This window comes from Paraburkholderia sp. BL18I3N2, from assembly GCF_003001875.1.
GTDB lineage: Bacteria > Pseudomonadota > Gammaproteobacteria > Burkholderiales > Burkholderiaceae > Paraburkholderia > Paraburkholderia phytofirmans.
Map to the genome: position 1 here is coordinate 298,958 of NZ_PVNC01000002.1, position 21,395 is coordinate 320,352.

General features: G+C 62.7%; 17 protein-coding genes. 9 read left to right on the plus strand and 8 right to left on the minus strand.

The window, feature by feature from the left end:
• Positions 1–161 precede the first annotated feature (161 nt).
• The 3 genes from B0G75_RS07305 to B0G75_RS07315 form a co-directional block, all read right to left on the minus strand.
• Positions 162–1,178: a cupin-like domain-containing protein gene (locus tag B0G75_RS07305; RefSeq protein ID WP_106303653.1), complete on the minus strand. Its 1,017-nt coding sequence runs from the start codon at positions 1,176–1,178 to the stop codon at positions 162–164.
• Between the two features lie 119 nt (positions 1,179–1,297).
• The gene (locus B0G75_RS07310; protein ID WP_106302606.1) at positions 1,298–2,443 is read right to left on the minus strand and encodes a branched-chain amino acid ABC transporter substrate-binding protein; all 1,146 of its coding nucleotides are present in this window, start codon (positions 2,441–2,443) and stop codon (positions 1,298–1,300) included.
• 422 nt (positions 2,444–2,865) lie between these two features.
• Entirely contained in the window at positions 2,866–3,966 is a 1,101-nt protein-coding gene (locus B0G75_RS07315; RefSeq protein WP_106302609.1) for a nitronate monooxygenase family protein, read from the minus strand.
• 253 nt (positions 3,967–4,219) lie between these two features.
• On the opposite strand from B0G75_RS07315, the gene B0G75_RS07320 reads away from it, so the two are divergent.
• A complete protein-coding gene (locus B0G75_RS07320; RefSeq protein ID WP_106302612.1) occupies positions 4,220–4,918 on the plus strand; it encodes a dienelactone hydrolase family protein in 699 nt (232 codons plus the stop codon).
• Between the two features lie 300 nt (positions 4,919–5,218).
• Positions 5,219–6,739, plus strand: coding sequence for an amidase (locus tag B0G75_RS07325; RefSeq protein ID WP_106303658.1), 1,521 nt, complete (start codon positions 5,219–5,221; stop codon positions 6,737–6,739).
• Positions 6,740–6,847: 108 nt separating this feature from the next.
• Here the strand turns inward: B0G75_RS07325 and B0G75_RS07330 are convergent, their stop codons facing one another.
• The 4 genes from B0G75_RS07330 to B0G75_RS07345 all read right to left on the minus strand — a co-directional run bounded on the left by B0G75_RS07330 (position 6,848) and on the right by B0G75_RS07345 (position 11,465).
• The gene (locus B0G75_RS07330; RefSeq protein ID WP_106302615.1) at positions 6,848–8,140 is read right to left on the minus strand and encodes an MFS transporter; all 1,293 of its coding nucleotides are present in this window, start codon (positions 8,138–8,140) and stop codon (positions 6,848–6,850) included.
• 255 nt (positions 8,141–8,395) lie between these two features.
• Positions 8,396–8,707: a high-potential iron-sulfur protein gene (locus B0G75_RS07335; protein ID WP_106302618.1), complete on the minus strand. Its 312-nt coding sequence runs from the start codon at positions 8,705–8,707 to the stop codon at positions 8,396–8,398.
• Positions 8,708–8,961: 254 nt separating this feature from the next.
• Positions 8,962–10,068: an NAD(P)/FAD-dependent oxidoreductase gene (locus B0G75_RS07340; protein WP_106283896.1), complete on the minus strand. Its 1,107-nt coding sequence runs from the start codon at positions 10,066–10,068 to the stop codon at positions 8,962–8,964.
• Between the two features lie 419 nt (positions 10,069–10,487).
• On the minus strand, positions 10,488–11,465 hold the full coding sequence (locus tag B0G75_RS07345; RefSeq protein WP_106302621.1) for an AAA family ATPase: 978 nt from the start codon (positions 11,463–11,465) through the stop codon (positions 10,488–10,490).
• Positions 11,466–11,734: 269 nt separating this feature from the next.
• On the opposite strand from B0G75_RS07345, the gene B0G75_RS07350 reads away from it, so the two are divergent.
• Positions 11,735–12,274 carry a hypothetical protein gene (locus B0G75_RS07350; protein ID WP_106302624.1) on the plus strand — a complete coding sequence of 180 codons (540 nt, stop codon included), beginning with the start codon at positions 11,735–11,737 and terminating at the stop codon, positions 12,272–12,274.
• 88 nt (positions 12,275–12,362) lie between these two features.
• Positions 12,363–13,160, plus strand: coding sequence for an endonuclease/exonuclease/phosphatase family protein (locus tag B0G75_RS07355; protein ID WP_106302627.1), 798 nt, complete (start codon positions 12,363–12,365; stop codon positions 13,158–13,160).
• A 28-nt stretch (positions 13,161–13,188) separates the two neighbouring features.
• On the opposite strand, the gene B0G75_RS07360 is transcribed toward B0G75_RS07355, so the two are convergent.
• The gene (locus B0G75_RS07360) at positions 13,189–14,121 is read right to left on the minus strand and encodes an aldose 1-epimerase (RefSeq protein WP_106303661.1); all 933 of its coding nucleotides are present in this window, start codon (positions 14,119–14,121) and stop codon (positions 13,189–13,191) included.
• Between the two features lie 388 nt (positions 14,122–14,509).
• On the opposite strand from B0G75_RS07360, the gene B0G75_RS07365 reads away from it, so the two are divergent.
• The 5 genes from B0G75_RS07365 (at position 14,510) to B0G75_RS07385 (ending at position 20,731) form a co-directional block, all read left to right on the plus strand.
• On the plus strand, positions 14,510–15,562 hold the full coding sequence (locus tag B0G75_RS07365) for a LacI family DNA-binding transcriptional regulator (protein WP_106302630.1): 1,053 nt from the start codon (positions 14,510–14,512) through the stop codon (positions 15,560–15,562).
• A 113-nt stretch (positions 15,563–15,675) separates the two neighbouring features.
• A complete protein-coding gene (locus B0G75_RS07370; protein ID WP_012431449.1) occupies positions 15,676–16,695 on the plus strand; it encodes an ABC transporter substrate-binding protein in 1,020 nt (339 codons plus the stop codon).
• Between the two features lie 428 nt (positions 16,696–17,123).
• Positions 17,124–18,698 carry a sugar ABC transporter ATP-binding protein gene (locus B0G75_RS07375; protein ID WP_258194294.1) on the plus strand — a complete coding sequence of 525 codons (1,575 nt, stop codon included), beginning with the start codon at positions 17,124–17,126 and terminating at the stop codon, positions 18,696–18,698.
• Entirely contained in the window at positions 18,688–19,725 is a 1,038-nt protein-coding gene (locus B0G75_RS07380) for an ABC transporter permease (RefSeq protein WP_181309197.1), read from the plus strand. The genes B0G75_RS07375 and B0G75_RS07380 overlap by 11 nt, the downstream gene beginning before the upstream one ends.
• Before the next feature lie 46 nt (positions 19,726–19,771).
• A complete protein-coding gene (locus B0G75_RS07385; RefSeq protein WP_106302636.1) occupies positions 19,772–20,731 on the plus strand; it encodes an ABC transporter permease in 960 nt (319 codons plus the stop codon).
• The last annotated feature ends 664 nt before the right edge of the window (positions 20,732–21,395 follow it).

Below are 21,395 nucleotides of genomic sequence, written 5' to 3' on the forward strand. Positions count from 1 at the left end.
AACAAGAACAACGACTGCACATAACGACGCGATAAAAACCGGCGTCGAGGGGGGCGGCGAGCCGGGCAACCGGCTCGCCGTTTTTTTTGTCGGCGCGTCTGGCTGCGCGAGCCACACTCTTATGACGCAGCGCCGAAGAGCCGAGTCGCTTTATCCGCGCGTCACAGTTCGTGATACGTATCGTAGTGACGCGAGAACTCGTTACCACGCAGAAAGTTGGTGAACGTCATCGTCACCGATGCGTCAAGTCCTTCCACGTAATGCCACCAGCCTATCGGCAGAAACAGCAGTTCGCCGGGCGCGAGCGTGCATTCGATCAACTGCGCTTGCCGCATCGACGGGAAGCTGTCGTAGTCGATCGCCGCGCCGTCCACCTGGGAATAGCAATGCAGATGGTTCGCCATAAACGGCGTGTCCGACAGCGGGACGAGTTTGATGTGTTTGCGGCCAATCACCTGAGCCATGAAGTTATTGGTCAGGTCGTGGTGAAACGGTGTCTTGGTTCCAGCCGGTCCCATCCAGAAGAAACCGGTATCGGGCGATGTAGCGTCGAGATATTCGTCGATCGGCGGCACGTCGGACCATAACGCCGCGAGCGCCGCGCGATTGTGCGAGGTGTTATTGGCCGTCATGTAGAAATCGTTAGTCGGCCCGCTCTGCTCGACGAGGTCGACATAGTCGGCAAAGCGCATCGTGCGCCGGAGCCTGGGCTGATTGATTTCGTAATTCGCGTCCGATTCGCGGCCGAACTGCACTTCCACTTCACGCTCGCCGCACCGCTCGCGAAGGTAGTCCCAATTCCACCGCGAACGCGCAGGCCAGAAATCGAATGCGCCGGTGATGATCACTGGCCGGTTTTGAAAGTAGTACTGCTCAAAGAACGCGTCGCGCGATAAACGTTCGCGCCGTTCAACCACACCGCTCGCCGCGCGCATGCGATTGAGCTCGCCGTACACCGACAAAATCCATTCGCGCTTGCGCAAACGATTGCGCAGACGCGTTGCACCGTGAAAATAAGGACTCGCGAGCGCCGCGTCGATTTCTCGCGTGGCATCGGCCGCGTCGAAACCGTGACCGACCAGCGCGCCATGCAACGCGGATGACGGCGCGTCGAGCAGCAGATTTTCAGCGATCCAGCGGCGCCATGCGTCGTCGAACGAACGGGGCACAGAGGTCACGGCAGTCACTCCCAACAAGCGGATCCGCAAAAGAAAAAGCACGCGGACCTTGCGGCGCGCGTGCCTTTTAAACCATGCAACCGAAGACAGACAACACGCTGCCTTCGATCACGCGATTTTTACATCTTCACTACGTCGAGCAGCGTCTTCTTGCCCGACTTGTAGTTGTACAGCGAGATCACGCCGTGCTGAAGGTCGCCCTTCGAGTCGAACGTGGTTTCGCCGATCACACCCTTGTAATCCGTGCTCGGCATTGCTGCCAGGATCTTCGCCGGATCGGTCGAGTTGGAACGCTTCATAGCGTCGACGATGATGTACACAGCGTCATACGTGAACGGAGCGTAGATCTGGATCGGCTGACCGAAACGCTTCTGATACTTGGCGAGGAACGCCGAACCGCCAGCCATCTTCTCGAGCGCCATACCGGCTTCCGAGCAGACGATGTTGTCGGTTGCGTCGCCAGCCAGGTCCGACAGCTTGTCGGTACACACGCCGTCGCCTGCCAGCACCTTCGCGCGCAGGCCGAGCTGCTTGGCTTGCTTGGCGAACGGGCCGCCGGTGGCGTCCATGCCGCCGTACATGATCGCGTCCGGGTTCTCGCCCTTGATCTTCGTCAGAATCGCGCGGAAGTCGACAGCCTTGTCGTTCGTCGCATCATGCGACATCACGTTCAGGCCCAGCGATTTCGCCGTCTTTTCGAATTCGTTTGCCAGACCCTGGCCGTAAGCGGTCGAGTCGTCGACGATCGCGACGCTCTTCACTTTCAGACCCTTCGCTGCGTAGTTAGCCAGTGCCGGACCTTGTTGCGCATCGGTCGCCACGACGCGGTACGTCGTCTTGAAACCTTGTTGCGTGTAGGCCGGGTTCGTTGCCGACGGCGAGATCTGCACGATGCCTGCATCGCTATAGATCTTCGAAGCCGGAATCGACGTGCCCGAATTCAAGTGGCCAACCACTGCAACGACCTTGTCGTCGACCAGTTTCTGGGCGACTTGAGTTGCCGTGCGCGGGTCAGCTGCATCGTCTTGCGGATCGAGTTGCAGCGTGATTTTCTGGCCACCGATCGTCAGGCCCTTGGCGTTGATTTCTTCAACTGCCAGGCGCGCGCCGTTTTCGTTGTCTTTACCCAGGTGAGCGATACCGCCAGTCAGCGGTGCAACGTGACCGATCTTGACGACCGTGTCGGCTGCAGCCGAAGTTGCCAACGTCGCGAACAGCATCGCCGCAGCGCTGATCGGCAACAGCTTTTGAATCTTGATGTTCATGTAAGTCTCCAGTTTCGGTCCCAAAAACAACGTAATCGCCCTGTGCCCCCGCTTCCCCAACACGTGTCGCTCAGTCCCGTGGACGACCACGCCGGTTGCATCGTTCATGCACTTGGCCAGCACGCTCACCGGACTGTTTGTGGCAGGCGGCAAACCGTACTTGCGCGCAAGTGTAGGCCATCAAATTAATTTGTGGGGCTTTTTTGAGGAAGTGGGATGAACACTAATAGCGTTTATCCAACAGGCACCGATCCAGACTGGAGAGAGTGACTGGAAAGCACCAGCCCATGCGGGTTTCCGCTATGTGAGGCTTTCGTCCAACAGCACGGCCTAAAGCTTTTAGCGTATTAAACCGTTAATCATCCGCATAGGCTTCGTGCTTGAAAAAGAGGCACGTCCGGACGCCGTCCGGATCGTGTTGATCAGCGTTTTAACACGGCGATGCGCGCGGTCGCCTCGCGCCATTCGTGTTCGAGCTGACCCATCAGTTCGGCGGCGCCGATACCTTCGCGGCGGGCGCGGCCCAAAGGCGCGCCCTGGCCCGACCATAGCGAGAGATAGTCGCCGTTTTCCGCGCGGCTCGCGGTTTGCCGCAGTTCCTGGGTCAACGCGTTTTGCACCGGGTACGGCGCGATCTTCTGCGCTGCTTCGCTCAAGCGCTGCATCAACGGATTGCGTATGCCGCGGGCATGGCGGCCGGTGATCGCGCGCGTGACCGAAGTCGACGTATCGGAGGTGGACCGCACGCGGGTTTTCCATATCTCCGGAATCGCGCTTTCGTGACAGGTGAGGAACGCGGTGCCCATCACCGCGGCTTGCGCGCCGAGCGCAAGCGCAGCGACGATGCCGCGTCCATCCATGATGCCGCCGGCGGCGAGCACCGGGAGCCCGGTGGCGTCGACGAGTTGCGGCACGAGCGCGAGCGTGCCGACCAGCGCATCTTCGAATGCGCCGATGAATGTGCCGCGATGCGCACCCGCCTCCGCGCCTTGCGCGACAATCGCATCGGCGCCCGCGTCGCGCCAGGCCACACCTTCGGCGGCGTGCGTCGCGGTGCCTATTACATATAGACCGTTCGCGTGCAAACGGGCGACGTCGTCGGCCGGAAGCAAGCCGAATGTGAAGCTCGCCAGCGGCACACGCAATTCGATCAGCATGTTCAGTTGAGCGCGGAAATCCGGCGCGTAGCGTTCAAGCGGAGCGCCCGGCGGCAAACCGAGATCGTGGCGCAAGGGATCGATGGCTTCGAGCGCGGTACGCACGGTCGCGTCGTCGGGCGTGGCCGGTTCGAGCACGAACAGATTCACGCCAAACGGACGATCCGTCAGCGCGCGAATCGCCGCGACTTCGCTCGCGATCTTCTCGGGCGAGAGCGCCGCGCCCGCCAGAAAACCGAGACCGCCGGCATTCGATACCGCGGCCACCATTGCCGGCGTCGTCGCGCCCGCCATCGGTGCCTGCACGACCGGCACACGCAACGCGAAACGCTCCGCAAACGGCGTCACAAAACTGCCTTCACTCATGATGGATTCCTTTCCCGTCAATGCGCTCGCCATATGAGCGAGCCAGCGCGCTTCAATGTACCGAGGCGGCCCGTGCGGGAAAAATGAATTATCGAGAACGTTTCAATCGCCTTACGAGATTTTCGCCTCACGGGGCCGCGCTGCACGGCGTTTCTTTTGGTGGCAAACTGACCGCCCCGCTTCAGGCATTCAGGCCTCTGGCCTTCACCCGGACCGACCTCGCGCAGCCGCGCGCGAGTCAATGGAGAGCAACATGAGCACCACTTCCCGCTGGATCGACATTCCCGCCGGCAACGACAGTTTCGGCGGCTACCTGGCGTTGCCCAAAGGCGGCAAGGGACCGGCCGTCATCATCATTCAGGAAATCTTCGGCGTGAACAGCCATATCCGTTCGGTCGCGGATCAGTACGCGCAGGACGGCTACGTGGCGCTCGCACCAGACGTGTTCTGGCGCGTGCAACCGCGCGTGGAATTGACGTACGACGGCGCCGATCGCGAGAAAGGCATCGAACTGATGCAGAAACTCAAGGTCGACGAAGCCGTGTCCGATATCGGCGCAGCGGCTGCGGCGCTACGCGCGATGCCGGAAGTGACGGGCAAGGTCGCGGCGATCGGCTTCTGCTTCGGCGGCCGGCTCGCGTATCTGGCCGCGGCGCAAGGCACGCTCGACGGCTCGGTCGCCTACTACGGCGGCGGCATCCAGAACCAGCTCGACGAAGCCGCGAAGATCAAGGTGCCAATGCAATTCCACTACGGCGAGCTCGACGCGCATATCCCGGTGTCGGCTGTTGGTGAGATTCAGGAACGCTTCGCCGGCCGCACCGACGCCGAATTCCACATCTATCCGAACGCGGACCACGGCTTCAACTGTTCGGACCGCGCGTCGTATAACCAGCGCGCCGCCGCGTTGGCGCATGGCCGCACGCTGACGTTCCTCGGCGAACGTCTGTAAAGCGCGGTTTTTTCAGTTGGCGCGGTTTTAGCGGCGGGCGGTTTTAGCGGCGCGCGTTTCTGTGCGCCGCTGTTCGCGTCAACTGATTGCGTGCGCCTACTGCGCTTTTTGTCGGCGCTTTTCATTGACGCCAGTAACTCGCACGCGTAACTCAGTTACTCTCTCAAAGACGGCGTGTCAGTGGCACGCCGTCTTTTCCATATGCGGCAATCAATCCGGGCGACGAAGCCTCGCGGCGCGGGTCATCGCGCGCATGGACTGCTGGCCGATTCAATACTCGATAATGAGGGCTCATTCGTCGTGCATTCAGACTATCTCGCCCATGACGCCACCGGCCTCGCCGAACTGGTACGCAAGCGCGAAGCAAGCGCGCGCGAGTTGCTCGACATCGCGATTTCACGTACCGAAGCAGTCAATCCTGCGATCAATGCGATTGTCCTGAAGGACTACGATGCAGCCCGTCAACGCGCTTCACGCGACGATGCGAGCCGTGCAAACGGCGCAAGCAATGCCGACGGCGTCAGCGTGCAAACAGCGCTGGCCGGCGTGCCGTATCTGATCAAGGATCTCGGCGCGCCGGTCGCCGGACTGCGCATGGCCATGGGCAGCCGCCACTACCGCCATTTCATTCCCACCGAAGACGCGCCTGTCGTTGCACTGGCGAAAGCGGCCGGCCTCAACATCTTCGCCAAGACCAGCACGTCCGAGCTCGGCCAGATGCCTTATACGGAGCCCGAACTGTTCGGCGCGTGCCGCAATCCGTGGAATCTCGACCATACGCCTGGCGGCTCGAGCGGCGGCGCGGCGGCGGCGGTAGCTGCCGGTATCGTGCCGCTCGCGCATGCGTCGGATGGCGGCGGCTCGATCCGCATTCCCGCGTCATGCTGCGGACTCTTCGGCCTCAAACCGTCACGCGGACGCGTGCCGCGCGCGACCGCGGCAGTGGCAGCCGGTGAACTCGGCGTCGATCATGCGGTGTCGCGCAGCGTGCGCGACAGTGCGTTGCTGCTCGACCTGCTTGGCGGCAATGTCGACCGGCCGCTCGGCGCGCCGGGCACGTTTCTGAGCGCGAGCCGCGAGCCGTGCAAGTCGCTGAATATCGCGTACGTCACCGAGCCGATGCTGGCGCCGTCGCTTTCCGCCGACGCGCGCGCCGCGCTCGACGACGCCGCGCAACTCGCCAGCTCGCTCGGCCATAACATCGAACCGGTGTCGCTCGGCATCGACTTCGCGGCGGTTCGTCATGCGTTCCTCACGCTCTGGTCCGTCACGGCAGAAGACCTGGTGCTGAACGCCGAGCGCATCAGCGGCCGCAAACCGTTGCGCGCCGAGTTCGAAATTTCGACGTGGACGATGGCACATGTGGGCCGCAAACTCGGCGAACGCGGCCTGCCCGCCGCCCTCGAAGAACAGCGCCGCATCACCGAACGGCTCACCGATCTGCTGAATCGCTACGACGTGATTTTGTGCGCCACGCTCGCCGCGCCGCCGATCAAGATAGGCGAGATGCAGCCCACCTCGGCGGAACGGATGCAGATGCGCGCCGTCACCACCATGCCGCTCGAAGCGCTGCTGAAGAAGGTGCTGGCGGAAGCCTCGAACAAGGCGTTCACGTGGGCAGGTTGCACGGAATTATTCAATCTGAGTGGCCAGCCTGCCATGTCGGTGCCGCTCTACTGGAATGCGCGAGGGCTGCCGATCGGCGTGCAATTCGCGGCGCGCGTCGGCGGCGAAACGACGCTTCTGCGTCTGGCCGCGCAACTCGAAACGGCACGGCCGTGGTTCGACAAACGGCCGCCGTTGATGCAGGCACGCAACTAGGCGAACGAACACACTGATGGTGGCGACGGACAGTGCCGTAGAGAAGTGAGCCGGCCACGCGAGCCCGCGGTCTTGCATCGCGAAGCTCCACGCAAACCGCGCTGCCGTTCAGGCCGGTTTGCGATGCGCGTCGAGATCCGCGTGGCGCATACCCGGAATGCAGGCCACCGCGACGATCGACAGCGCCAGTCCGCCCATCACGTAGTAAGTCGGCGCGAGCGGCGAGCCGGTGGTGTCGATCAGCCACGTCACGACAAACGGCCCGAAGCCGCCGAACACCATCACCGCAATGTTGTAGGCGAGCGATAAACCGGTCGAACGCACGTTCGCCGGAAACAGCTCCGCGATCAGCGCGCCGAACGGTCCGTAATAGCCGGACAGCGTGATCGACAGCAGCGCCTGCACGAGAATCAATTTCGACACGCTCGGCTCCGCCGCGAGCCACGCGAACAGCGGATAGATAATCACGAGCGTAGTCACCAGCGACCACAGCGACAGCCCCTTGCGCCCGATCCGGTCCGACCATGCGCCGGCCAATGGCGACAGCACCGTCAACAGCAGATTGCCGACGATCACCGCGTAAAAGGATTGCGCGTAGGGCAACTTGAGTTGATTGACCGCGAAGGTCGGCAGATAGCTGATCAGCACGTAAATCGTCACCGTGAGTGCGATCACCGAGCCGAGTCCGCAGAGCACGTCGCGGGTGTGAGTTCTGAACACTTCGCCGAGCGTTGCGCGCCGCGCGGTTTTTTGCGCGAGCAGAAACGCTTCCGAATCCGCGAGACGCCGGCGGATATAAAAGCCGATCGGCCCGATGATCAAACCCAGAATGAACGGCACGCGCCAGCCCCAGGATTTCAACGCCTCGGGCGACAGTCCGCGCGTGATCGCAGCGCCCACCAGCGCGCCGAGCAGCAGCGCCGCCGCCTGGCTTGCCATCTGCCAGCTGCCGTAGAAGCCGCGTTTGGAAAACGGCGCTGCTTCAATCAACAACGCCGTCGAGCTGGCGAACTCGCCGCCGGCGGAAAAGCCTTGCAGCGAGCGTCCGACTACGATCATCAACGGCGCGCCGATGCCGATCGCCGAATACGGCGGTGCGATCGCCAGCAGCAGAATGCCGAGCGTCATCAGCGCGATGACGAGCGACAACGCCGCTTTGCGTCCCGCGCGATCCGCGTAGAGTCCGAGTACGATGCCGCCGATCGGCCGCATGACGAACGCGACGCCGAAGGTCGCGGTGGCGAGGAGCAACGACGAATAGTCGTTGCCGGCCGGGAAGAACAACTGGGCGATCACCACCGTCAGAAAACCGAACACGGTGAAGTCGTACCACTCGAGTGCATTGCCGATCACAGCCGCGACGACGGCTCGCGTATGAAGGCTCCTTGACGCTGGTGTCATTCGGATCTCCAGCCTGCCAAAAGTGTCCTGTAGTGCGTCGTTTTAATGCAATGCCGTATTAGCGCGAGCGAGAAAAAGGAGCGCGAGCCGTAGAAGTCGCATTGGAGTGTAAAGAGCGCACAAGCGGTTTTCAAGCAGCAAAAAGACGTCTGCCACGCGGGGTGGCAGACGTCTGAATGATGGGACTTCGAATGTGCCCTGCCATGTTGCGGCGCATTTCGCGCAACACTGAGGGCGGGTGCCGCTGATGGGTAATCAGGCTTTCTTGTTATATGCGCTGCACCAACCCTTGCTCGCGACCTGCTTGCCGGCGAACATCGGGCAGCCGGCGTAGGCGTCGGTCGGCTTGCCTTGGTAGAAGCTACAGTTGCCGCAGTCCTGGCCTGCTGCGTATTTGGCGAATTTCGCCTTGTCGACTTTCGTAGCGTCTTCTTTGTAGCCGAGTGCTTGCGCGGTCGGATCGGTTTCGGAGACTTTCGGTGCGTCGGCGAATGCCTGGCGCGACAGCGCGAAGGTGGACGCTACACCAATGCTGGTGATCAAAAACGTACGACGGGAAGGTTTCATGGGGACTCACTCCATTTATATTGAACTGATCGCCGTTCTTATGACAGCGGTCCCCAAGGATAGCAATGAAGCCGTCGCGTGTGACGGTCCAAATGATAGAGATAACCGAACTGGTACGGCTGCGCGGCTGAATGTCGCGCGGAATGCGAATCGATCGCAGACGGAGGTGAGCGCTCGCGGTGAAGCGCGCGAACCGCGCACGGCGTACGAGTCGACCGCTCGCCGTGAAACCGTGCCTGCGAATCACCCGCGAATCAAGCGCGCCCGCTCAACTCGCACACTCGCTGCGCGATCGCGAGCGACGCCGTCAATCCCGGCGACTCGATGCCGAACAGATTGACGAGTCCACGCACACCATGTGCAGCCGGACCTTGAATCACGAAGTCGGCAGCGGGTTCGCCGGGACCGGATAGCTTCGGACGAATCCCCGCATACGCGGGCTGCAATGCATCGTCTGGAAGCGCGGGCCAGTAGGCGCGAATCGCCGCATAAAACGATTCCGCGCGACGCGGATCGACATCGTAATTGATCGCATCGACCCATTCGACATCGGGACCGAAGCGCGCCTGGCCGCCGAGGTCGATGGTCAGATGCACGCCGAGGCCAGCCTCGTTCGGCATCGGATAAATCAGGCGGCTGAATGGCGCGCGCCCCGAGATGCTGAAGTAGTTGCCGCGAGCGAGATAGAGCGGCGGCACATGCCGCGCGTCGAGTCCACGGATTCTGCGCGCCAGCGCATTCGCCTGCAAACCGGCGCTGTTGATCACGCACGCTGCGCTGATCGTGGTCGGAGCGCCACCGCCCACGTTGATGATGAAGCGGCCATTGCTCGCTTCGATCGCTTTGACGGGCGCATGAAACGCACAGACCGCGCCGTCGCGTTCGGCGTCACCCTGCAGCGCCAGCATGAATTGGTGACTATCGACGATACCCGTCTGCGGCGAAAACACCGCTTCGACACATTCGAGCGCGGGTTCGAGCGCTTGCGCCTGGTCGCCCGTGATTCGCATGAGGTCGAGCACACCATTGTCGCGGCCCTTGGCCATGATGCTTTCGAGCTGAGGAATCTGGTTTCGCGAAGTGGCGACCAGCAATTTGCCGCAGCGTGAATGCGGCACGTTGCGCTCGACGCAGTAGTCGTAGAGCATCTCGCGGCCGCGCACGCAAAGCGCGGCTTTGAGCGAGCCACGCGGATAATAGATGCCCGCGTGAATCACTTCGCTGTTGCGCGAGCTGGTGCCCACGCCGATTGCTTCGGCCGCTTCCAGCACGATGACGTCGCGGCCCCGCGCCGCCAGTGCGCGCGCCACCGCGAGACCGATCACGCCGGCGCCGATCACTACACATTCGATTTGGTCCATGTCCCTTGACGCGGCCAACGTCGCCGCGCGCTACCTCGTTCACCCGATCAAGATGAAGACAGGGTGCGGCTTTCGCGTGCCTTACACCGCTCGCTGCCGAACGTACCTGTCCATTCGCAACCGCTACGCAAAATTGTACGACGCCTCACAGACACAAATGCCCGCAGTCGGTAATGACTGCGGGCATGCGGTCTTGAGCGGGTCTCATACATAGCGGCCGGACTTAATTAGTGTACGCCGTCGGGGGGCGCGGCGCTCGCTTCTTCGTATGTGGGACGAAGGCGAGGCGCCGCTGAGGCTGCATCTCGCTAATAGCAACAATTGCCGCGGCATTCATTGTGTTCGAGTACAGAGTCGTGTCTTTGGCCAGCAAAAAGCCGCCCAAAGGCGGCTTCGCTACAAAAAAGTGGCAAGAATGCTCAAAAACCGATGGGTTTTCGCCGGTTTCCGTGGTCCAGGCGAATGTCGCCCGCTTCAACATGATTCCGTCCGTCGATACGCGCCGCGCCGAAGCCGTTGAGAATCGCGCGGCGCATTTCACGCGGCGACGCCCGCATCAGCGCGTCGAGCGCGTCGCCGCCCAGCACCTCGGGAAAGCGCAGGCCCCAGTTGTGCGCGCTGCGGATCTCGTCGTAGATTGCCTGCGCGATACGGCGCGCGCCGTCGCGATCCGGCGGCGGGATCTCATACACGTTCATCCGGTTCAGGATCGGTTCGGGAATCGAGCGTTCGTCGTTCGCCGTCGCGATCCAGATTACATGCCCGGCGTTGATCGGAATCTCGGCGAACTCGTCGATGAAGGTCTGCGCCGTGTCGTGCTCCAGCAGCGCATACAACGCGCCGAGCGGATCGTATTGCGAATCGCCGGTGGCCTTGTCGATTTCGTCGACGGCGATCACCGGGTTCGCGTAGCTGCCGTTCACGAGCGCATCGAACACCTTGCCCGGCTTCGCGTTCTTCCATTGCGACGAGGCGCCCGACAGAATCCAGCCTGCCGTCAGCGAACTCATCGCCACGTATTGATACGCGGTGCCGAGCAGGCGCGCCAACTGCTTGGCGAAGTGAGTCTTGCCGATGCCGGGGTCGCCGAGCAGGAGGATCGGCATCAGTTCGAGCCGGTCTTCCGTCTCGAGACATAAGGCGACCTGCTTGCGAATGTCGTCGAGCGGCGCGGAAAAGTTGGGCAGCGCATCGATCAGATCGTCGATCGACGGCATGCGGTTCGGCTTCACGCAAAAGCGCATATTGCCGGTCTTCAGCATCTTTTCGTAGGTTGCGCGCAGTGCCTCGTTCGCGCCTTCACCGAGGTCGTTCAGCGCGGTCTCGACCTGATCGAGGTCGTACACCCTGCTGAAAGACGCCACGGCGATTTCTTGTTTGACCATTGCTGTTGTCATCGCTCACCCCGTCTGGCTGGTCTTGCTGCTGCGGCTCCTTGTATGGCGCCGTTTCAAGTCCAGTGTAACGAGGACATATTCGCGTGCAAGCCAGCAGTCTCGCTACTCTGCTGCTAATAGCGGGTTGTTTTTGGCGATTCCTGGCCTTACCTGAAATGGATTGATGCTGAACCCGGCCCCGTTTGAAGTGTCAGAAAGGCGTTGCGCCCATCAGGGGTAAGATGGCCTTCTGATTAAGCGGCCGGATCTCGTGACCGGAGAATTTTTCTATGTGGAAAACCAGTATCGTGGCCGTGTTGCTCGGCACTTCGTTGCTTGCGAATGCACAACAAAGCGCATCACAGAGCACACCGCAAAGCGCACCACAGCGGCCGGCGCAGCAGGTCGTGCAATGGCAGTTGCAGGTCATGCGCGACGGCCAGCAAATCGACGCGTTCGACGGCACCACCACCGTCGGCCAGGCGCGCACGGACACGCATCATAAGATGGTGCAGCATAACGTCGGCTGCAAGGATCGGCCCGCCGGCAGTATCGATCTGGCGCGCACGCTGACCGTCTCGCCGCTGCAGGCGGATGCGAGCAGCGTCACCATGTCGATCGACGCGCAGGAAACGTTCGAGGAAAACGCCGCGCGGCAAACCGACACCGGCTGCAAGCTGCCGCCGCAACCGCGAAAGGTGAGCGCGAGCCATCCGGGTCTGAAGGTGGCGACGGGGCAATGGGCCACCTGGACCATCGTCGACAAAGACCCGAACCTGGTCTACCGCGTGCGTGCAAGCCTCGCGGACAGCGCAACCACGGCAAACTGATCGATCTGATGCAAATCACACGCAAGCGAACACGCAAACAGCACGCGACTAACCGACGCCCCCAACCAGAACACGTGGACAACGCGGCATGCGAAACCCCGAAGAATTGATCCGCGAGAGCGTAGCGCCCAAAGATTTCGTTGCGGTGAGCTGGAACCTGCATAAAGGCCGCACACCGCTCGGCTTTCAGGCCTGGCAGGCCATGCAGCGCTGGGTGCAATCGACCCACGCGGACGCCTATTTTTTACAGGAAGCGATGGCGCGGCGCATGCCGTCGCCGGTATTGGCGAGCAGTTTCGGCTCGCCGCTCGCCGATCCGTTGAGCGATGTCTGGCATTGCCAGGCTACTGAAATCGCGCGCGCGCTCGAACTCGAAATCGCGCTCGGCCCGAACGTCTTCAAACCATCGTGGCGGCATGGCAATGCGATCCTGTCGCCGCATCCACTCGATCTCGGCGGACGCTGGGACATCTCCGCGCATCGCTTCGAAAAGCGCGGTTTGCTGGTGGCGCGCGCGACCTTCGGCGGTCACTCGGTCACGCTGCTGTGCGCGCATCTCGCGCTTACGCGCTCAGCCCGCTTGCGTCAGATGAACTGGATCGCGCACTGGATCGTAAAGGAAGCGCCTGACGGTCCGCTGGTGCTCGCCGGCGACTTCAACGACTGGCGCAACGATTCCGTGCCGCTCTTCGGCGAACATGGTTTGCAGGAAGTGGCCACGCTGCTCGGCGAGTCGGGCCGCACTTTTCCGGCTTTCTCGCCCGCACTCGCGCTCGACAAGATGTTCGTGCGCGGCATGAAGCCGATCGAATGGATCCAGCCTACGCAGGAAACCGCGTGGCTCTCGGATCACTTGCCGTATATGGCGCGCCTGCGGGTCGAATAGACGCAAACACAAGCGCACACGCCGCACGTTAGTCCTTGTGCGGCGTCCATTTCACCGTCGCGGCGATCTCTTCGCCCGGCTGCAACACGCAGCCGCCCACATGCTCATGCGGGCCGACCGCGTTGAAGCAATCCGTGGTGTTCGTCACGGGTTCCACGCACAATTGCGGGTCGTCGGCGGGCGCGAATATCACCATGTGATCGAACGGGGCGTCGGCGGTCATCGTCAATCGACGGTGCTCGTCGGGCCACGCAATGCTTGCCTCGCGCGACCAGTTCGCGAAGTTGTTGTCGAGATCGAACGCGTCCGGCGACATGCCTTCGCTCAACGCATTCACCGCGGGATGCGGGCCGAGATGCGTCGGCAATACGTCGGCGTCCGCGTGCCACATGGCTTCCACTTCGGCGTACACGCGAGTCTGGGCGGTCCGCGGATAGTACGGGTGATGCCCCATGCCGAACGGCATCGGCCGATCGTGAAGGTTTTGCGCGGACAGCGTGATGCGCAATGCGCCACCGCTCAACTCGATACGCTGCCGCGCGCGAAAGCGAAACGGCCAGTCGCCGGGTATGCGCGCATCCGGTTCGTGTTCGAAGTGCAGTTCGACCGAGCTTTCAGTACGCGCGCCCACTTGCCACGGATGCCGCCACGCATTCCCATGCAACGCGTGGGCGAAACGCGTGTCGTTGCCGGCAAGATCGATCGTGCGGCCGTCGAATTCGAAACGCGCGTCGCGAATCCGGTTGCAGTAGGGAAAAAGCGGAAAGCTCGCCATGCGAAGCGGATTGCGTTCAGAGAACGCCGCAGCCGAGGCCGGCCGCAACCAATGCAACGGGCCGTCGGGCGTCGTTTCGTAGAAGGCTGCCAGCGCGCCGCCCACTTCGGGCGCGATCAAGGCACGCAGCGCGCCGGCCGAGAGTGTGACGACCGTGGCGACCACAGCGGGATCGTCGAGCCACATGAGTCCGGTCGCAGACGGCCGGATCGAATTCAAGGAAACGTCGCGCATGATCAGAAAAGGCGGTGCCTCGGGCGGATGGCGGCATGAACGCGCATCGGGGTCTCCTGTGAAGTGCCGCACACTGCGCGCGGCCGGCGGCCTGTCAGAATCCGCGCGACCGAGAATCGCACGCCAAAGTACGGCCGTCAATATTATTAGTAATAAATTTCTCGAATAAGCGTCACGCAGACAACGATGAAAGGCTCCCAAATGACGGGTTACCGCGCGTTGCCGCGCGCATATTATTAGTGGTACCGTCAGGCACAAGAATGCCCTTGGCATGCCCCAGCTTTAGCGCCGCTGCAGCGCGGCCCGCACAATGAAAAAATCGACTCAACGCCGTCCGACCATGACCGACATCGCCAAGCTCACTGGCGTGTCGCAATCGACTGTCTCGCTGGTGCTGAACAACGCGACCGGCGCAAAATTCTCGGAGACTACCCGCAACAAGGTGCTGAAGGCCGCGCACGATCTCGGCTACCGGCTCTCGCTGCGCGAGCCGGTGTCGGCCTCGGCCGATGAACGCAATCTGATCGTCTATCTCGCCGACGAGATCTCCACGAGTCCGCATCCGGTCGTCAACATCGACGGCGCGCGCGATGCCGCCTATGCAAGCGGCAAGATGCTGGCGGTCTATTCGACGCACGGCAACGCCGACATCGAGAAGCAGGTGCTGGACACCACGCTGTCGAATCCGCACGTGTTCGGCGTGATCTACGCGACCGTCTACACGCGCAAGGTGACGCCGCCGGCGGCGCTGTCGCAGGTGCCTACCGTGCTGCTGAACTGCTACACGGGCGAAGGCGGGTTTTCGTCGGTGGTGCCGGCCGAGGTGGCCGGCGGCCATCTGGCCACCGACTATCTGCTGCAGTCCGGACATCGGCGCATTGGCTACATCAATGGCGAACCCTGGCAGGACGCGTCGAAGGACCGCCTCAAAGGCTACCGCACCGCGCTCGCGACCGCCGATTTACCCTTCGCCCCGGAGATGGTGCGCGACGGCGACTGGAGTTCGGGCCTCGGCTTCGAACTGACGCTCTCGCTGATGCGCGAGTCCAATCCGCCGACCGCGATTTTCTGCGCCAACGACCTCACCGCCATCGGCGCGATCGAAGCGTTGAAGCAGCTCGGCCTGCGCGTGCCCGAAGACGTTTCGGTGCTCGGCTACGACGACCAGGAAATCGCTCGCCACACACATCCGCCGCTCTCGACTGTCGTACTGCCGAACTACGAACTGGGACGCTGGGCCGTCGAGACCTTGCTGCAGGAAGAACACAACCGCGCCGCCGGTGCGCCGGTGCGGCATCGCATGGTAAAGCTCGACGGTCCGCTCGTCGAACGCGGCTCGGTGAGGGTAATTACCGAGGCAAAAAAGCCAATAATTAATATTATTAGTGATTGACCGATAATAATTCCGGGTGGAATAATCGGCACGTCCGGTAGGGCAGGTCATCGTCAGCCGGCAGAATAAATTAAAAGCAAATACACCTACCTCACCAGGTACTGGAGGAAGACATGGCGTCGCTCAACACGCAGTCGCGCAGGCACGTGCGCAAGCAGCAGATTCGTCCGCTGGCGGGTTCGCTGCTGGCTCTGGCAATCGGTTTTGGCGTCGCCACCGCGCACGCCGACGACGCGCTGCCGAAGTTGGCCAGCAAGACTCCGCTGAAGGTCGGCTTCGCGCAGACCGAAAGCAACAATCCGTGGCGTCTGGCGGAAACCAAGAGCTTCAAGGACATCGCCGCGAAGTGCGGCTGGCAGTTGGTCATGACCGACGCCAACAGTTCGAACTCCAAGCAGGTGTCGGACATCCAGAACATGATCGCGCAGCATGTCGATCTGCTGGTATTCCCGCCGCGCGAAGAAAAACCGCTTGCGCCGGTCGTGCTGCAAGCCAAAAAGGCCGGCATTCCGGTGATCCTGGTCGACCGCGATGTCGATCAATCGGTCGCCAAGGCAGGCCGTGACTACATCACCTTCATCGGCTCGGACTTCATCGATCAGGGGCACCGCGCCGCTGACTGGCTCGTCAAGGCGACGGGCGGCAAGGCAAAGATCATCGAACTCGAAGGCACCACCGGCGCGTCAGCCGCGAACGATCGCAAGAAGGGTTTCGACGAGATCATCGCGAAGAACCCGGGCATGACGATCATCGCTTCGCAAAGCGGCGACTTCGCGCGCGACAAGGGCCGCCAGGTCATGGAAACGCTGCTGCAGGCGCATCCGGACGTGACCGCCGTCTACGCGCACAACGACGAAATGGCGCTCGGCGCGATTGCCGCAATCAAGGCCGCCGGCAAGCAGCCGGGCAAGGACATCCAGATCGTCACCATCGACGGCACCAAGGGCGGCATGGACGCGATCGCGGCCGGCGAACTCGGCGCGAGCGTGCAGTCGAGCCCGTTCTTCGGCCCGCTCGCGTGCGACGTCGCACAGCGTTACGCGAAGGGCGAAAAGATCCCGACGTGGGTCAAGGTGTCCGACAAGTTCTACGACAAGAGCAACGTGCAGCAGAACATGCAGTACGGCTATTGATCGCGAAGCAGCGCCGCGTGCGCGGTTTTAAAGTTTGAGCGCTGTGCCGTAGCGCAGCGCTTACCCGCTCCGGCGGCGCCCCGAAGAAGGAAGTCCCCCGCCTCGAAGCAAGTCCTGCTTAAGACATCGGGATTGGGGATTGCCTTGCAGGACGTCCCCGCCCCGAATCTGTCTCCTCGGGGGGCGGGCGACGGGAAGGGTTCGGAGCGACGCGTTCGTGGCAGCACGAACCGTCGCTCCGCTTTTATGCGGCGTAACATGGTTCGACGACACCGCCTGCATCAGAGCCCGAACGAAGGGCCACACTGGCTCGCACGTGCAGCGCGTGGCGCGCACGCGGCAAATCAGGCAGCATCAGGAGGACATCCGTGACGGAATCCGGCAAAGAGACGCCACATTCTCCCCTTACCCGTTCGCCGCTACTCGAGATGCAGGACATCGGCATCAGCTTCGGCGGCGTCCCCGCATTGCGCAGCGCCAATCTGAGCGTCGCCGCCGGCGAAGTGCATGCACTAATCGGCCAGAACGGCGCGGGCAAGTCGACCATGATCAAGATCCTGACGGGCGCGTATCGGCGCGGTTCGGGCAGCGTGCGCTTCGAAGGCCGCGAAGTCGATTTCCGCACGCCCAAACAGGCGCGCGAAGCCGGCATCAGCACGATCTATCAGGAGATCAATCTGGTGCCGTTCCGCTCGGTGGCGGAGAACATTTTCCTTGGCCGCGAGCCGCGCCGCTTCGGGCTGATCGATTGGCGCGCGGTGCAGCAACGCGCCGCCGCGCTGCTCGAATCGTTCGGTTTGCAGATCGATGTGAAGAAGCCCGTCGGCCGCTATTCGACCGCGATCCAGCAGATGGTGGCGCTCGCGCGCGCGGTGTCGTCGGACGCGAAGATGGTCATCATGGACGAGTCCACTTCATCGCTCGACGAACGCGAAGTGGAGTTGCTGTTCACCGTGGTGCGCAAGCTGCGCGACGACGGCCGCGCGGTGATCTTCGTGTCGCACCGGCTCGACGAGCTTTACGCGCTGTGCGACCGCGTTACGGTGATGCGCGACGGCCAAACGGTCGCGCAAAGCACGATGGCGGACATGGACAAACTGCAACTCGTCACGACGATGCTCGGCCGCACGCTCGCCGCCGTCGTGCAGGACGACGCCGAGGCGCGCGAAGCGAACCTCGCGCGGCGCGGCAAGCAGATGATCGCGGCCACGCAGCTCAGCGCGCACCCGAAGGTGAGCGACGTCTCGCTCGAAGTTCACGCCGGAGAAGCCGTGGGTCTCGCGGGCCTGCTCGGCTCGGGCCGCACGGAAACCATGCGTCTGATGTTCGGCGCCGATCCGCTGGAGCAAGGTTCGCTGTCGATCGGCGGCGAGACAGTGGCATTGAAGTCTCCGCAGGACGCTATCTCGCGCGGTCTTGCGTATCTCACCGAAGACCGCAAGGCCGAGGGCATCGTCCCCGAACTCTCGGTGCGCGACAACCTCACGCTCGTCTGTCTGCGCACCCTGGCGAAGAACGGCGTGGTCGACGTGAAGAAGCAGCAGGCGATCGTCGATCGCTTCATTGCGTCGCTCGGCATCAAGCTGCGTTCCGCCGATCAGCCGATCCGCGAACTGTCGGGTGGCAATCAGCAAAAGGTTCTGCTGGCGCGCTGGCTGGCCGCCGAGCCTTCGCTGCTGCTGCTCGACGAACCGACGCGCGGCATCGACGTCGGCGCCAAAGCGGATGTGGCGAAGATCGTGCGCGAGTTACGCGATGCGGGCCTCGCCGTGCTGCTGTCCGCTTCCGAACTGGAAGAGCTGACGGCCGTGGCCGATCGCGCGGTGGTGATTCGCGACGGCCGCACGGTCGCCGAACTGAACGGCGCCGACATGAGCGAGACCGCGATCATGGACGCCATCGCCTATGGCAGCGATGGTCATTCGCAATTGGCCGAAGCCGCGCAAACGGCAAATGCCGCACACATTGAAGACGCGTTGGGGGGCGACCGTCATGGCGCTTAAGTTGCCCACCGAATCGCTGCATACCGAGCCGCGCCTCGGCGAAACCGCCCAGCAGATGACGGCCGCGCCGCCCGCCGCCGCGGCAACGACGGTGCGTAAATGGCGTCATCTCGCCATGCAGCGCGAAGTGATCGTGCTGCTCGCGATGGTGCTCTTCAACCTGATCTTCACGCCACACTTCTGGTCGCTGCAAACCTTCAACGTCAACATGACGCAGGTGGTGACGATCGTGATCGTCGGCATCGGCATGACCCTGGTGGTGGCAACGGGTGGCATCGATTTGTCGGTGGGCGCGTCGATGGCGATCTCCGGTGCGCTCGCACCCATGCTATTCCTTAACATTGCCGGCCCAGGCGGCATCGCGCTCGCGTTCGTGCTGCCGGTGCTGGCCGCCGCGCTATGCGGCGTGTTCAACGGTTTGCTGGTGACGAGGTTATCCGTTCAACCGATTGTCGCGACGCTGGTGCTGTTCATCGCCGGACGCGGCATCGCGCAAGTGGTCACCGACGGCAGCCTGCAAGCGTTCAATACGCCCGCCTTCCAGTGGATCGCGCTCGGCAAGGTCGCGGGCGTGCCGTTTCAGGTGCTGCTGATGCTGGCGCTGGTCGTCCTGTTCGCGTGGGTCGTGCGCAAGACGCTGTTCGGCCAGTATCTGCTGATCACCGGCGGCAACGAAAAGGCTGCCTATCTGTGCGGCGTGCCGACGGCCACCGTGAAGCTGATCGCCTACACGCTCTGTGCGGCGCTCGCGGGACTCGCAGGGTTGATCTCGATCTCCGTGAATTCGTCCTCGGATGCGAACGTGGTGGGACTCGGTGTCGAACTCGATGCGATTGCCGCGGTTGCCGTCGGCGGCACGGCGCTGACGGGTGGCAAGGCGTATATCGGCGGCACCCTGATCGGGGCGCTGATTATCCAGTTGCTGCGCTACACGTTGCTCGCACACGGCATTCCCGACGCCGCGGCGCTGGTGGTGAAGGCCGGAATTATCGTCGCGGCGGTTTATGTGCAGCGGCGCTCGCGCTAAGTCGCGCTAAATCACGCGCCTCAGAGAAAATCCCGGACTCGAAGCGATGAAAAAGAACCTTCCTATCCTGCTCGCGCTGGCCGCGCTCGTCGTATTCGGCCTCGTGCGCTACGAGCATTTCGGCTCGGCGTACAACATCACGTCGTTCTGGCGCTACAACTCGATGTTCGCGCTCATCTCGGTCGGCATGGCGTTCGTGATCATCACGGGCGGCATCGACCTGTCAGTGGGTGCGGTGGCCGCGCTGGCGAGCGTCGTCGCCGCGCTGACCAGCGTGTACGGCGGCTGGGTTGCCGTGCTGACGGGATGCGCAGCGGGACTCGCGGTCGGCGTGCTCAATGGGCTGATCATCACGCGCCTGAAAATCCTGCCGTTTATCGTCACCCTCGCGACAAGCCTCGGCGCGCACGGTGTCGCGCTGCTGCTCGGCAAGAACGATGCGGTGTCGATTGCCGCCGAGTCGAACTTCGGCAACTTCGGCCAGGGCGATCTGTTCGGACTGCCGATTCCGGGCATCGTCGCCGTGGTGGCGGCGGTGGCCGGCTGGCTTGCGCTGCGCAGCACGCGCTTCGGCCGGCATTCGCTCGCGATCGGCGGCAGCGAGGAAGCCGCGCGGCTAATGGGCCTGAACGTCGACCGCACTCTCGTGATGGCGTATGCGGTGAGCGGCCTGCTCGCCGGCATGGCGGGTGTCATCCTCGCCGCGCAGTTCGGCGCGGGACAACCCAACGAAGGCGTCGGCTGGGAGCTGTTCGCGATCTCGGCGGTCGTGCTCGGCGGCACATTGCTCAGCGGCGGCGAAGGCTCGATCGCGATGACGATTGCCGGCGTGCTGCTGCTCGGATTGGTGTTCAACCTGCTGAACTTCGAGAACGGGCTGGGGTTTATCAGCTTGTCGGCGTACTGGCAGTCGGTGATTCGCGGCGTGTTCCTCCTGCTGGTGATCGTGTTGCAGGCTCGCGTGTTGAAGCAGCGCGGGAAAAAACGGGTCGCGGCTCCGGCGTGATTGGCACCGATTGCGCGCGGCTTGGCTGATCCATTTGAAATGGCGGCGTGACGGCTTGGAGGGCGGCGCCGTTTTGTTGCTTCACTTTCTCGTATCTCGGAGTAATTAAAACGGCGAACAGCCGAATCCTTACTCCAACTAGGATTTCGGCGTACCGGACGGCCGCTAACGCGCCCTTGTGTACCAACTCGGCACGGTCAAAAACATCTTGGGAAAAGCCTCGTCACGCCCCCTTCGAGTGTCCCGCCACGATCCTTTTCCTCACCGTTCGTGACGCTTTTGCCAGTTTTATCAGCAGGGTCAATGCTGCAGCGCACGGCGGGTTTCGGTATGATCCTGAAAATGTTGCCCGTGCGGCGCGCCTACCCGGTGCATCCCGGACAACCGGTGGCAGCCGCCCTGCGCGGCATTCGCCCATCGCCGCACCCCTGCTGAAGCGCGTAGCCGCACCACGCCAACGTATCCCGCGGCGCCGATCGCCAAGACATCCGGCGCCGACGCTTCCAGGTCCGGTAACCCGCATTACCACGCTCAACCGCCGCGCCGCAGCCCACAGGCAGCGGGCGCGGTAAAATAGCGGATTGCGCGTGATTCCCTTATGGGTGAGCGCAGCATCGCCCTTGCCGTGCCGGCCGGCTCAAAACGACTGGCCGCCCTTGTTTTC

Excerpts from the sequence above, each read along its gene's own strand:
- B0G75_RS07370 (WP_012431449.1), top strand. The coding sequence starts at position 15,676 with ATGGCGTCGCTCAACACGCAGTCGCGCAGGCACGTGCGCAAGCAGCAG.
- B0G75_RS07330 (WP_106302615.1), bottom strand. The coding sequence starts at position 8,140 with ATGACACCAGCGTCAAGGAGCCTTCATACGCGAGCCGTCGTCGCGGCT.
- B0G75_RS07340 (WP_106283896.1), bottom strand. The coding sequence starts at position 10,068 with ATGGACCAAATCGAATGTGTAGTGATCGGCGCCGGCGTGATCGGTCTC.
- B0G75_RS07335 (WP_106302618.1), bottom strand. The coding sequence starts at position 8,707 with ATGAAACCTTCCCGTCGTACGTTTTTGATCACCAGCATTGGTGTAGCG.
- B0G75_RS07315 (WP_106302609.1), bottom strand. The coding sequence starts at position 3,966 with ATGAGTGAAGGCAGTTTTGTGACGCCGTTTGCGGAGCGTTTCGCGTTG.
- B0G75_RS07360 (WP_106303661.1), bottom strand. The coding sequence starts at position 14,121 with ATGTGGCTCGACGATCCCGCTGTGGTCGCCACGGTCGTCACACTCTCG.
- B0G75_RS07310 (WP_106302606.1), bottom strand. The coding sequence starts at position 2,443 with ATGAACATCAAGATTCAAAAGCTGTTGCCGATCAGCGCTGCGGCGATG.
- B0G75_RS07380 (WP_181309197.1), top strand. The coding sequence starts at position 18,688 with ATGGCGCTTAAGTTGCCCACCGAATCGCTGCATACCGAGCCGCGCCTC.
- B0G75_RS07365 (WP_106302630.1), top strand. The coding sequence starts at position 14,510 with ATGACCGACATCGCCAAGCTCACTGGCGTGTCGCAATCGACTGTCTCG.
- B0G75_RS07350 (WP_106302624.1), top strand. The coding sequence starts at position 11,735 with ATGTGGAAAACCAGTATCGTGGCCGTGTTGCTCGGCACTTCGTTGCTT.
- B0G75_RS07385 (WP_106302636.1), top strand. The coding sequence starts at position 19,772 with ATGAAAAAGAACCTTCCTATCCTGCTCGCGCTGGCCGCGCTCGTCGTA.
- B0G75_RS07320 (WP_106302612.1), top strand. The coding sequence starts at position 4,220 with ATGAGCACCACTTCCCGCTGGATCGACATTCCCGCCGGCAACGACAGT.
- B0G75_RS07345 (WP_106302621.1), bottom strand. The coding sequence starts at position 11,465 with ATGACAACAGCAATGGTCAAACAAGAAATCGCCGTGGCGTCTTTCAGC.
- B0G75_RS07355 (WP_106302627.1), top strand. The coding sequence starts at position 12,363 with ATGCGAAACCCCGAAGAATTGATCCGCGAGAGCGTAGCGCCCAAAGAT.
- B0G75_RS07375 (WP_258194294.1), top strand. The coding sequence starts at position 17,124 with ATGCAGGACATCGGCATCAGCTTCGGCGGCGTCCCCGCATTGCGCAGC.